This is a genomic window from Variovorax sp. Soil_C_17, assembly GCF_057657265.1.
In genome coordinates this window covers 353,678-365,327 of record NZ_JBDGIT010000004.1, presented here as the reverse complement: position 1 = coordinate 365,327, position 11,650 = coordinate 353,678, and the positions used below count along the sequence as shown (strand labels likewise).

The 11,650-nt window shown below is 66.8% G+C and carries 10 protein-coding genes; 4 read left to right on the top strand and 6 right to left on the bottom strand.

The window, feature by feature from the left end:
* Window positions 1-82: 82 nt before the first annotated feature.
* Complete coding sequence (locus AC3A6Y_RS21850; protein ID WP_487870316.1) at window positions 83-994, top strand: LysR family transcriptional regulator; 912 nt, start codon at window positions 83-85, stop codon at window positions 992-994.
* Window positions 995-1,139: 145 nt separating this feature from the next.
* Window positions 1,140-1,490, top strand: coding sequence for a hypothetical protein (locus tag AC3A6Y_RS21845; RefSeq protein WP_487870315.1), 351 nt, complete (start codon window positions 1,140-1,142; stop codon window positions 1,488-1,490).
* Window positions 1,491-1,502: 12 nt separating this feature from the next.
* On the opposite strand, the gene AC3A6Y_RS21840 is transcribed toward AC3A6Y_RS21845, so the two are convergent.
* From AC3A6Y_RS21840 to AC3A6Y_RS21820, 5 genes are all read right to left on the bottom strand, one after another.
* Window positions 1,503-2,771: a phospholipase D-like domain-containing protein gene (locus AC3A6Y_RS21840; RefSeq protein WP_487870516.1), complete on the bottom strand. Its 1,269-nt coding sequence runs from the start codon at window positions 2,769-2,771 to the stop codon at window positions 1,503-1,505.
* Between the two features lie 212 nt (window positions 2,772-2,983).
* Window positions 2,984-4,129 carry a L,D-transpeptidase family protein gene (locus AC3A6Y_RS21835; protein ID WP_487870314.1) on the bottom strand — a complete coding sequence of 382 codons (1,146 nt, stop codon included), beginning with the start codon at window positions 4,127-4,129 and terminating at the stop codon, window positions 2,984-2,986.
* Window positions 4,130-4,201: 72 nt separating this feature from the next.
* On the bottom strand, window positions 4,202-4,867 hold the full coding sequence (locus AC3A6Y_RS21830) for an enoyl-CoA hydratase-related protein (protein WP_487870313.1): 666 nt from the start codon (window positions 4,865-4,867) through the stop codon (window positions 4,202-4,204).
* A 65-nt stretch (window positions 4,868-4,932) separates the two neighbouring features.
* Complete coding sequence (locus AC3A6Y_RS21825; protein ID WP_487870312.1) at window positions 4,933-5,151, bottom strand: hypothetical protein; 219 nt, start codon at window positions 5,149-5,151, stop codon at window positions 4,933-4,935.
* Window positions 5,152-5,208: 57 nt separating this feature from the next.
* Window positions 5,209-5,607 carry a response regulator transcription factor gene (locus tag AC3A6Y_RS21820; RefSeq protein ID WP_487870311.1) on the bottom strand — a complete coding sequence of 133 codons (399 nt, stop codon included), beginning with the start codon at window positions 5,605-5,607 and terminating at the stop codon, window positions 5,209-5,211.
* Between the two features lie 214 nt (window positions 5,608-5,821).
* On the opposite strand from AC3A6Y_RS21820, the gene AC3A6Y_RS21815 reads away from it, so the two are divergent.
* Window positions 5,822-6,679 (top strand): substrate-binding periplasmic protein, encoded by an 858-nt coding sequence (locus tag AC3A6Y_RS21815; protein ID WP_487870310.1) that lies wholly within the window; start codon window positions 5,822-5,824, stop codon window positions 6,677-6,679.
* Window positions 6,680-6,751: 72 nt separating this feature from the next.
* Here the strand turns inward: AC3A6Y_RS21815 and AC3A6Y_RS21810 are convergent, their stop codons facing one another.
* Window positions 6,752-9,889, bottom strand: coding sequence for a hybrid sensor histidine kinase/response regulator (locus tag AC3A6Y_RS21810; protein WP_487870309.1), 3,138 nt, complete (start codon window positions 9,887-9,889; stop codon window positions 6,752-6,754).
* A 225-nt stretch (window positions 9,890-10,114) separates the two neighbouring features.
* Between AC3A6Y_RS21810 and AC3A6Y_RS21805 the strand changes: the two genes are divergently transcribed.
* A complete protein-coding gene (locus AC3A6Y_RS21805; RefSeq protein WP_487870308.1) occupies window positions 10,115-11,599 on the top strand; it encodes a sensor histidine kinase in 1,485 nt (494 codons plus the stop codon).
* Window positions 11,600-11,650: the final 51 nt, after the last annotated feature.

The window sequence follows — 11,650 nt, the reverse complement described above, 5'->3', positions numbered from 1 at the left end:
GAATGCTAGAGGGCGCATTCCACGCTGTCGCGTCACATGTTTTCATGTCGATTACCATGGGTAATCGATACTCCCGGCCATCGTGCGACTTCAACATCTTCACCTGCTGCTGACGCTCGCGAAGACGGGCAGCCTGCGCGCGTCGGCCCAGGTCCTCAACGTCTCTCAGCCGGCGCTGACCAAGGCCTTGCGTCAGCTCGAAGAGGAGTTCGGCACGGCCCTCGTGGTGAGAATGCCCAAGGGCGTGCGGCTGGCGCCGGCCGGCGAGCTGATCGCAGCGCGCGCCGCGACCGTGGTTCGCGAAATCGAACGCGCACGCGAAGAGGTCGCGTGGCATCTTCGACACGCCGAGGCGCAGGTGACGGTGGGCCTTTCGCCCGTGGCGGCGATCCTGCTCGCCCCCGGCGCGGTGGAGCGCTTCGGCGCGAGATGGCCACTGGTCAGCCTGCGCATGCGCGATTCGCTCTATCCCCGTGCGTTGGAGCAGGTGCGCACGGGCGAGTTCGACATGGCACTGGGGCCCCTGCCCACCGAAGGCGTCGGGCGCGACCTGGTCATTCAGCCGCTGTTCGACAGCCAGGCGGTGCTCGTCGCACGCCGCGGGCATCCGATGGCGCGCACGAAGAGACTGGCCGGCCTTCTCGACGCGGGATGGGTGCTCACCGGACCGGCCGGAGGGCCCGGCGACCCGCGCAATCTCCATTTCGACTCGGCAGATGCACGCACACCGCAGGTGCGCCTGGAGTGCGAGTCCTTTGCGACCCTGCTGGCGCTGATGCCCAGGCTGGATGTGATCGGCATCATGCCCAAGGGCTTCTTCGACCGCTACGGTCCCGGCATGGACCTCGTCAGGTTGCCGATCGTGGACCCGCTCCCCAATACGACGATCCACGTCCTCTACCGTGCCGATGCTCCGCTCACGGTGCCGGCGCAGCGGCTTCTGGACGCGTTCCTCGCGGAAGCCCGCTCGCTGCGGACCTCTCCTCGCACCTGACGCGCCGCGGCGACAGGCAGCCGGGCCATGCGCCTTGCGCATGGGGGCGTTCGTTACAAAGATTACGCCCTCGTCGCTCGACTTCTCGCGCCAGGTGCATGATGGTTGCTCTTCGGTTTCATCTTCCAGAGACGCAAGGAACGCGATGCAAAAGGCCATGTCGAGGCTCGCCGCTCGTATCCGCGGACGGGCGCCGGATTTCCGGGATGCGGAGCCGCTCAAGATCCATCCGGCGATTCCGCAGTCCTTCGATGCTGCGCAGGTGCAGCTCGTTCTGCAGCTCGGCGAGTTGCATCAGGACGACCCGGGGCAAGCGGCGCTGATGCTCGAGTCCTGGGTTCAGCGCAAAGTCTTCTCGGCAGCGCAGCAGTCCCTGATTGAAAGCCTGTGGGTCCTTGAACGCGACGACCTCCTGCAGACCCTGTTCGATTGCGCATCGACCCACGAGGCGCGCCGTGTCATCGGTGAAGAGTTGCTGCGGCTGGCGCGCGAGTAGCCTGACGTCCAGCTAGAGCTGCGAGGCCAGCAATGCGGCCAGATGTTCCTGCAGCTTCTCCGTCCACGGCCGATCGCGCCAGGCTTGCAGCGTGACGCGTCTGGACTGCTTCAGGTCCGCTTCGAATTGCGCCGTCTGCGCGGCGGCGAACTCCGCGTCGTAGATGTTGAGGTTGGCCTCGTCGTTCAGCCGGAAGGAGCGGTTGTCGAAGTTGGTGGAGCCGACCGACACCAGCAATCCGTCGACCGTGAAGACCTTGCAATGGAACATGGTGGGTTGGTATTCGCTGATCTCGGCCCCGGCCTCGAGCAGCGGACCCCAGCCCGCGCGGGAGGCGCTGCGCACTGTCTGCGAATCGATGATCGGTCCCGGCGTGATGATGCGCAGCCGCACGCCGCGGCGCATGGCGTCGACCAGCGTGCGCACCGTGAGCTCGTCGGGCACGAAATAGGCGCTCGACAGGTCGATCGACCGCGTGGCCGCGGCGATGGACAGCAGGTACATGAGGTGCATGCTCTCGCTGCCGCCGGAGGGCGAACTGCTGAACACCTGGGCGCGCTGCCGGCCCACCTCGGACAGCGCCGGGAAGTAGCGCTCGCCATGCAGCACGTCGCCGGTCGCCTTGATCCAGTTGTCCATGAACACGGCTTGCATCTGCGCCACCACGGGGCCCTCGGCCCGGAAATGGGAGTCGCGCCAGTGTTCCGCGTCCTGCGCGTCGCCCGTCCACGCCGGGGCGATGCCCACCCCGCCGGTGAAGCCGATGCGGCCATCGACCACCAGCAGCTTTCGATGGGTGCGGTTGTTCATCTTCGAGAGGTCGTACCAGCGCGGCTTGTGGAACTTTCGGACCTGCACGCCGGCAGCCTCCATCTCCTTCACGAAGGCCTCGTCGACTTTCGAGCTCCCGACCCAGTCGAGCAGCACATGGACCTTGACGCCTGCGCGCGCACGCTCGGCCAAAGCGTCGGCGAAGGCCTTGCCGATGTCGCCGGACCAATAGATATAGGTCTCGAAGGTGATCGTATGCCGGGCGCCGCGAATGGCGGCGAGCATCGGCGGGAAGATCCGGTCGCCGTTCTGAAACGCTTCGAGGCGGTTGCCCTCGGTGATGGGAGGGCCGAGAAGGACGCCAAGGGCGCGCTGGTACTGGGCGTCATGGAGCCCGTATTCGTGCCGGACCTGCTCTTCGAGCTTCTTCTCGCCGCTCGTGAAGTTGAGCGCGGTCACAGCCGCCGCGCACGTCAGAACGAAGGTCCACACAACGAGCTTGAGCTTCATCTCGATGCGCTGCCGGATCGGGTTGCGCGCCAGGCGCTGCACGGATTCAGCGCTTCGCCTTTCCACCATTGCTTGTCAGGGCCGGGCTGAAACACCGCGAGACGCAAGTGCGGCGCGTCGGGCGCGGCATTGCCGGTCGTGCCGACCGGCACCACGAGGCAAGCCATCGCCATCGCTATTTGCCGTCGCGACATGTGCATCGGCAGTCCGATTCAGGCCTTCACCTCGACCGCGAAGCCCGCCTTTGCCAACTGCGACACGCGTGCCGCGTCCCAATTGGTCAGGTGGATGCAGCCGTTGGTCTCCTCATGCCCCACGCGATCCGGCGCCGGCGTGCCGTGGATGCCCCAGTGCGGTTTCGACAGGCCCATCCACATGTTGCCGATCGGGTTGTTCGGACCCCCTGCGATATCGACCTTCACCGCGCCGGCCGGCACCTTCTTCAGGATCGCCGGGTCGTAGGTGAAGGTGGGGTCCTTCACTTCGTTGACGATCTTCATCTTGCCCAAAGGCAGCGGGTCGAGAGGCCCGCCGATGCTGATGGGAAAGCCGGCGAGCGGCTGGCCCGCCCCGTCGAGCACGAACAGCATGCGTTCGCTCTTGTCGATCTCGATCGAGGCGGCGGCCTTGATGACACCGGGATCTGCCTGATTCGTGACATTGGCGACCACGATCTCCTCACCAGCCTGGAATCTGGCACCGACATTCAGGTCGGCAAGGGCCTTCGGAGACATGTGGTGCTTTTCCGAAAGGGCTTCCTTCAGGTTTTCGTAGCTCGATGCCTTCATCCTGGCTCGATCGGCCATCTCCCTCGGCGTAGCCGCAAAGGGACCCGCCGCATCCTTCTCGGTGATGGCATAGGTGGCGAACAGCGGCGCGGTGTCGGACTTCAGCGCGGTCCACGTCGCGGCATCGACCTTGCCGCTCTGCGCAAGACCCTTGGCCTTCTGGTAGGCCTTCACCACGCGGCGCATGTTGGCGCCGAATCCGCCGTCGATCTCGCCGGGCGAGAACCAGGCGCGATCGAGCAGGATTTGCGCTCGCATGACCGCGGCCCCGCGCGAGCCTTGCGCGAGCACCGGCGTTTCCCCGGCTGCATTGAGCCTGTCGAGCACAGCGGGCCCCGATACGCCGGAGGGTTCCTTCGAGACGTGCTTCGTGGCCGCATAGGCAAGCCACGATGCGGCACCCGTGGCACTGACAGCGAGACGGGCCGCGCTGCGCAACAGGATTCGACGTGAAGACATCAGCATGGGAGCGGACGAAACGCAGTGAAGTTCGTCGCACCATAGGGTCGCCAGGCGCCTGCGACCTGTAGTCTCAAACAGACACAAGGCCTCGGCCTGCGCCGCATCCATCGGCCATCCCGGTGTGCGGGGCCGAATTCGTGGCGGCCGCGTCCTCCTCGAAAGCAGCAGCTGGCGCGCGGGTCAGCTCGCCGTCGACGATTGCATGCCGGCCGACAGCGCTGCCGGCGGCGGCATGAAGGTCGGCGCATTCAGCGCCATCCGGCCGAGGATCGTTTGCGCACGGGGGATGAGCTGGTCTGCATCGACGATCTCGTTGACCAGGCCGTTCCGGTGTGCCTCTGTGGCGTCGATCGTGTCCGCGGTGAGGATGAGCTGCAGCGCACGGCCCTTGCCGACGAGACGCAGGAGGCGCTGCGTTCCGCCGAAGCCGCGAACGAAGGCCTTCGCTTCCGGCCCGCCGAATCTCACCCGCGCCGTTGCAAGGCGCAAGGTGCACGCCATCGCCAGTTCGCACCCTTCGCCCGATGCGAAGCCGTTCATGGCGGCGATCACCGGCTTGCCGAGGTGCTCGATCAGATCGAACGCACGCCGCCCGGTGCGCGTGAAGGCTTGCGCATCGACGGCGGAGATCGACCCGTTCTCGCCGATATCGGCGCCGGTGGCGAAGGCCTTATCGCCCGCGCCGGTCACGATCACGCCCAGGATGTCGGGGTCCGCTTGCGCGTCTTCCATCACCGATCTCAGCTCCTCGAGCGCCGTGTGGCTCAGTGCGTTCATCGCCTCCGGACGGTTGACTGTGACGCAGGCGATTCCCGCCCGCTTTTCATAAAGGAGGTTCTGCAGCAATCCAAGTGGCACCCCGCCGTCCGGGATTTCCTCCGATCCATCGCACATGGCTTTTGCTCCTCGCTTCAGGTCTGCGAGGCCAGCACGCTGGGCCACCCGTAGTCGCGGCCCATCAGTGCGCGTGCAAGCAGGTAGTTGTTCAGCGCCCGCTCGCTCAGGCTGTCCATGTGCACCGATCCACTGGCGTCACAGGGAAAAGACAGGGCGCAGCCCGTGCCGCTGAGCGAGGGAAAGCGCAGCTCGAAGGCGGACGGTGCAGCGGATGAGTGGGAAGCGGTCGGCATGGCGATCTCCTCATGGTTCAGTTCGATGAAGCGGTTCCGGGAAACGACGTCCTGCGCTCACGCATGATCGATGCGCAGGGCGGTCTCGATGCAGCTCAGAAGGTCTTCCGGGCTGAAGGGTTTTGCGAGAAAGCAGATCACGCCCATCGACAAGGCCCGGGAGCGCACCTGTTCGTCGGGGTACGCGGTGATGAGGATGGTGGGAATCGGGGTGCCGGCGGCGGCCAGGTGGCCGTGCAACTCGAGCCCGGTCATCCCCGGCATGCGCATGTCGGCGACCAGGCATCGGATGGCGCGCACATCCTGGGACTGCAGGAAGCGTTCGGCCGAGTCGTAGGTGGCGGCGGACAAGCCGGCGGAGTCGAGCAGGTCCTTGGTCGTGTCTCGCACCGACTCATCGTCGTCCACAATCGCCACGGAGGGGTTGGTGCGCACTTGGATGTCCTTGCCGGTCACGTTGAGCGTTGACGCAAGACTAGGCCGATTGCGAACGCAAGACCATTGGACGATTGTCAGGCGCTCTACGACTTTGGTTTAGGCGCTGGAAGGCCCCGACGACGGTGACGAGATCGACCCGAGGATGTAAGCTGATTCGATTCGTCGGTGCGCAAGCGGGTGCCCGCAGACCGTCGGTCGGCCCGCCGGGGGCCGGCCAGGCGAGGAGAAGATGATGTCCAGGATGTTTCGTCTGTTGGCCTGCCTGATGCTTGCCTGGCACCTGAGCGCCGCCGGCGTGGAGGTCGTCCGCTTCCCGAGGCCCGAATTCGACGGCGATCGCCGCTTCGACTATCCGTTGCAGCTGCTCGAGCTCGCGCTCTCGAAGACCGGTACCGAGTACCGGGTCCAGACGGCCGAGTTCCCGATGAACCAGGAGCGCCAGGTGCTGGAAATCGAGGCAGGACGCACGATCGATGTCGGCCCGATCCCCAGCTCCGCCGAGCGCGAGACGCGCCTGTTGCCGATTCGCATCCCCGTGAACAAGGGCGTGCTCGGATGGCGCCTGGGCCTGGTCCGCAAGGGCGACAAGGACCTGGTCGCAGGCGTCAGGACGCTGGACGACCTGAAAAGCGTGCGGCTCGCCCAGGGACACGAGTGGCCCGACACGAGTATTTTCCGGGCCAACGGCATCGACGTGATCACCGCCCCGAAGTACGAAGTCCTGTTCAAGATGCTCGAGGGCAAGCGCTTCGACTACTTTCCGCGCAGCGTGATGGAAATCTGGGACGAGCAGGCGCTCAACGCCGACTCGCTCGAAGTGGAACCCCATCTCGCGCTGCACTACGTCTATGACTCCTACTTCATGGTGAACCGCAGGAACACCCGGCTGGCACAAGACATCCGCGAAGGCCTCGAGAAGGCGATTGCCGACGGCTCGTTCGACAAGCTCTTCCTTGAGCACTTCGGCGAACGGCTGCGCCAGGCGCGTCTGGACAAGCGCACGGTCATCGAGCTGCGAAACCCCTTGCTGACGCCCGAGACGCCGACGAATCGGCCGGAGCTCTGGTACGACCACCGACGGGGGCGCTGAGGGCCGGTCCATCGAGCCGTACCCGGCCGCGGCCGCTGCAGCACCTCGTCGGGCCTGGCCGGCAGTGCCGGTTCAGGGCAGCTGTCTTGGCCCGAGCGCCTGCAGCTCGGAAATGACCGGGCCGAGCAGCTGAGCCACGTTCCGGACCAGGGTCTCGACGCCGGCATCGCCGGTGCCGTCGGTGCAGGCCAGTTCGAGCTCCGCGGCTGCGGGGTGAACGGCGCTGACGGCGAGGGCCCCGGTGACGCTCTTCAGGTTGTGCGCCATGCGCATCGCCGCCTCGTTCTGGCCGGTCGCGCGCGCGGCCCGGAAGCGCTCGGGGAAATCCGCTTCCCGATCGCGAAACATCTGCAGCAGCCGACGGTAGAGGGCCTCGTCGCCCATCGCGTCGAGGCCCGCGCGGTGGTCGATGCCCGCCATGCCTTCCAGCGAATCGCTGCGCGAATCGACGCAGGCGGGATTCGGCGCCGGCGCGGGCTCTACCGCGGCCGGGCGAACCCAGCGGTCGAGCGTCGCGAACAAGGCGTCGACGCGGATCGGCTTGGCGATGTGGTCGTTCATGCCCGCTGCCAGGACCCTGTTGCGATCGCCGACCAGCGCACTGGCGGTCATCGCGATCACCGGCAGCTCGCGCCACTGCGGCCGCTCGCGCAGCGCACGGGTGGCGGCGTAGCCGTCCATGACGGGCATGTGGCAGTCCATCAGGACGCCGTCGAAACGCTCCCGCTCCAGCATGTCCAGGGCCTCCCTGCCATCGCAGGCAAGGCTGACGAGGATGCCGGCCCGACGTAGCACGGTCGAGGCGATCTCGCGGTTGATGGGGTTGTCCTCCACGAGGAGAATCCGCGCGCCGCGCAGGCGGGCTTGATGGCGCAGCAAGGCCTCCTCGATCCCGGACGTGCGGGGCGAGCGGGAAGACGACGGGCCGAGTGCCTGGTGGCAGGCGTCGAAAAGCGTTGCCGGCATGACCGGCTTGATCAGCAGGGCGCCGACGGCAAGGTTTTGCTCCCTCAGCTGTTCCTGCGCTTCGTCGCGGCCGAAGGCGGTCACCATCAGCACGGTGGATGTGCGCGGGCGCGGGGATTTGCGCGCGCTCAGCAGGCGCGCGCACTCCACGCCCCCCATTCCGGGCATCTTCCAGTCCAGAAGCACCAGGTCGTAGGCCTCGTCGCCCGCATCGGCAAGCGCCATCATGCGAAGGGCGTCCTCACCGCCGGCCGCGGTGTCGGCCCGCAGTCCGAGTGCGGTGCTCATGTCGGCCAGCACGGCGCGGGCGCAGGTGTTGTCGTCCACGACCAGCACGCGGCGGCCGCGCAGGACTTCCTGGTGCAGCAAGGACGGCCTTGCCGGCGCCGGCTGCAGGTCGAAGCGCAGCGTGAAGTGGAATCGGCTGCCGAGCTGCGGCGTGCTGTCGACCTCGATGTCGCCACCCATCATGCGCACCAGGTGGCGACTGATCGACAGCCCCAGCCCGCTGCCGCCGTAGCGCCTGCTCGTCGAGGCGTCGCCCTGCGAGAACGGCTGGAACAGACGCTGCTGCACGTCGGGCGCCATGCCGATGCCGGTGTCGCGCACCTCGAATCGCAGGCGAACGGACCGGGTCTCGTGCTCGACGATCTGGATCGCGATGACAACCTCCCCGCGCTCGGTGAACTTGACGGCGTTGTAGCCCAGGTTGAGCAGCACCTGGCGCAGACGCGAGGGATCGCCCACCAGCGCCATCGGCAACTCCGGCGGGAGGACGAACAGCAATTCGAGGCCCTTGGCCTCGACGTTCAGGCCCACCAGATTGCCCAGCCCGTCCATCACCTCGCCGAGGTCGAAGGCAATGGACTCGATGTCGAGCTTGCCGGCCTCGATCTTGGAGAGATCGAGGATGTCGTTGATGATCCTGAGCAGCGATTCGGCCGCGCCATGGATCTTCTGCACGTAGTCGAGCTGTTGCGGGTTGAGTCCACTCTGCAGGGCCAGGTAGGCCATGCCGAGAATGGCGTTCATCGGCGTGCGGATCTCGTGGCTCATGTTGGCCAGGAACTCGCTCTTGGCCTGGTTCGCTGCTTCGGCTGCCTGCCGCGCAATCCGGTCCGCCTCGGCCTGCCGCCGCGCGGTGATATCGCGAGCAATGCCGACCGTTCCGGCCACGCGGCCGTCGCCGCCGTGCAGCGCGGTCTTGATGGTCTCGACCAGGGTCGTGCTGCCGTCGGCGTTGATGTGCTGCTCCTCGATCCTTTTGACGCGGTTCGAGGCCATCACTTCGGCGTCGTCGAGCACATAGCTCCGGGCGATCTCGGGGGGGTGGAGCTCGAAATCGGTCTTCCCGATCATTTGGCTCGGCTCGGCAAAGCCTTTGCTGGCGGCAAGAGCCCGGTTGACCGCGACCATGCGGCCGCTCGCGTCCTTGACCCATGCGAGGTCCGGGATGTTGTCCAGGATCGCCGCCATGCGCGCATTGGCGTTCCCGAGCTCCATGGCATGCTGCCGCAGCCTCTCGCGCATCGCGTTGACGGCATCCACCAGCTGGTCGAGTTCATCGCCCCGGCCCGGCGCACGCCGCAATCGCAGCGGCGCGGCCTCTGCATCCGGGGTGACGCTGCCCAGCGAGACGGCCATGTCCTGCAGATGGCGCGTCGCCAGGCGGTGCACGATGAACAAGATGAAAAGTGCGACCAGGAAGGTCTTGGCAGCGTTGCTGAGGAGGATGACGACAGCCTGTGCCGCGATCTCGCGGTAGATGTCCTTGAGCGTCGCTTCGATGCGCAGCACGCCGATGACTTCCGGCCGTTCGCCGCAGCAGGTCAGCGGAAAGTCCTTCACGACAACGCTGGCGGTCTGTCGCTCGCCGCGAAAGACCCTCAAGGCATGGGCAGACGATGCCGCCTCCCGAACCTCCACGGCGCGTATGGAGGGTAGGCGCAAGATGCCGTCGAGCTGCTCCTGGAGTTGCTTCGAATCGAGCGCCCACAGGCTTTCGCTCAGGCTGCGCGAGGAGGCCTGATCGATCTCGCCGAACCGACTCTCGAGGCGCGCCCGCTCGCTGCGGTAGCTCAAGGACAATTGCAGGATGGTCAGGACCAGCGTGACCACGGTGCTGAACAGCAGCACACGAAGCAGCAGCGCGATCCCGATGCCGCCTCCCGGGACCCGCGAGATCGATGCCAGCCAGCCGTGGCCCACGGACCGCGGGTCCGACTCGCGCGCTTTGAGGATCATCGGTGAACTCGCCCATCACATCGAACCGTCGAAATCTATGCGCTTGGTGCGCCCCCGGCAAGGGGAGATGCAGGTGGGCGCTCTGAGCCTTGGTTGCACGCGCGCTCCGGCTTGCTTTCCTTTTTTTTCTCTCCGTAGCCTAATTCGAATCGGCGAGAAGGCACCGACAGGAGGGCCCTCTTCGGGAAGCAACGGGCCAGGGACTCTGACCCTCGTCGACGGATCATGACTACGACCAACGACATCCTCGTCATCGAAGACGACGAGATCATGCGCGAAGCCTTGGCGGAGTGGCTGGAGGCGGCCGGCTACGTGGTGCGCAAGGCCGCGGACGGAAGCGCCGGGCTCGCGGCCGTGAGGTCGGCGGCCCCGGCGCTGGTCGTCACCGACATCCACATGCCGGGAACGAGTGGCGCGGTGGTCATCGCCGAGTTGCAGCAGCACCACCCGGACATCCCGGTGATCGCGATCTCGGGCCTCTTCCAGATGGGACGCGGCCTGGACGCAGACAGCGCGGTTGCGCTGGGGGCCGCGCGCACGCTGACCAAGCCGTTCACCCGCCGCGAGCTGCTGCAGGCCGTGACAGTGGCCGACCTGGCCGCCCGAAAGCGGGCCGAGTACCTGACGCGCCAGGTGTTCGAAAGCGCCTCCGATGGCGTGGCCGTGATCGGCCGGGACTACCGCTATCAAAGAGTCAATCCGGTCTATGAGCGCAATTGGGGGATGCCGGCCGAGAAGATCGTCGGCATGCATGTGGCCGACCTTGCGGGGACCGACGTCTTCGAGCGCACCCTGAAGCCGCATCTCGATCGCTGCCTCGCCGGAGAACACGTCACTTTCGCGGAATGGTTCACGACCGAACTGGGCCGCTTCTACCTGTCGGTGTCCTATTCGCCGCTGCGGCTCGACTCGGAGCGCCTGGAGGCGGTGCTCGTCATCTCGCGCGATCTCACCGACCACGTCCTCGCATCCGAAGCGCTGCGCGACGCGCAGGCGGCGCTGGCGCGGGTGAACCGGGTGACCACGCTCGGCGTGCTGGCGGCGTCCATCGCCCACGAGGTGAATCAGCCGCTTGCGGCCATGGTGTCGAGCGCCGGGTCCTGCACGCGATGGCTCGCTGCCGAGCCGCCCCAGCTCGAGAAGGCACGGCACGCGCTCGAGCGCCTCGCCAGGGACGGCCAGCGCGCCAGCGAAGTCATCGACCGCATCCGCGCGCTGGTGATGCGCCAGCCGCCGCGCCGCGATCTCGTCGATGTCAAGGAGACCGTCCTCGACGTGATCGCGCTCACGCGCGACCAGATGCGCCGCGGCAACATAGCGCTCGAGACGGCGCTCGCCGACGGTCTGCCGAGCGTGCGCGGAGACCGGGTGCAGCTGCAGCAGGTGATGCTCAACCTGATCGCCAACGCCATCGACGCGATGAGCACGCCTGGCGATCGTCCTCGGCGGCTGGCGATCGGCTGCGCCGCCGACTCGGCTGGTGGCGTGTGCATCGAGGTGCGCGACTCCGGTCCGGGCATCGCGCTCGAGATGGCGGACACGCTCTTCGAGCCGTTCTGCACCTCCAAGCCGCAGGGCATCGGCATGGGGCTTTCCATCAGCCGGTCGATCGTCGAGGCCCATGGCGGCCGGCTCTGGGTTGCGTCCAACCTGCCCCACGGCGCCTTGTTCCAGCTCTCGCTGCCGCGGGGAGAGGGACCCGTGGCGTGACGACGGGCGGCGGATCATGCGCGCGATGGACGCGATGTCCGTGGCCGCTTG

Coding starts and splice junctions, on each gene's coding strand:
- AC3A6Y_RS21845 (WP_487870315.1), top strand. CDS start 1,140: ATGCAAAAGGCCATGTCGAGGCTCGCCGCTCGTATCCGCGGACGGGCG.
- AC3A6Y_RS21840 (WP_487870516.1), bottom strand. CDS start 2,771: ATGAAGCTCAAGCTCGTTGTGTGGACCTTCGTTCTGACGTGCGCGGCG.
- AC3A6Y_RS21835 (WP_487870314.1), bottom strand. CDS start 4,129: ATGGATGCGGCGCAGGCCGAGGCCTTGTGTCTGTTTGAGACTACAGGT.
- AC3A6Y_RS21825 (WP_487870312.1), bottom strand. CDS start 5,151: ATGCCGACCGCTTCCCACTCATCCGCTGCACCGTCCGCCTTCGAGCTG.
- AC3A6Y_RS21815 (WP_487870310.1), top strand. CDS start 5,822: ATGTCCAGGATGTTTCGTCTGTTGGCCTGCCTGATGCTTGCCTGGCAC.
- AC3A6Y_RS21810 (WP_487870309.1), bottom strand. CDS start 9,889: ATGATCCTCAAAGCGCGCGAGTCGGACCCGCGGTCCGTGGGCCACGGC.
- AC3A6Y_RS21805 (WP_487870308.1), top strand. CDS start 10,115: ATGACTACGACCAACGACATCCTCGTCATCGAAGACGACGAGATCATG.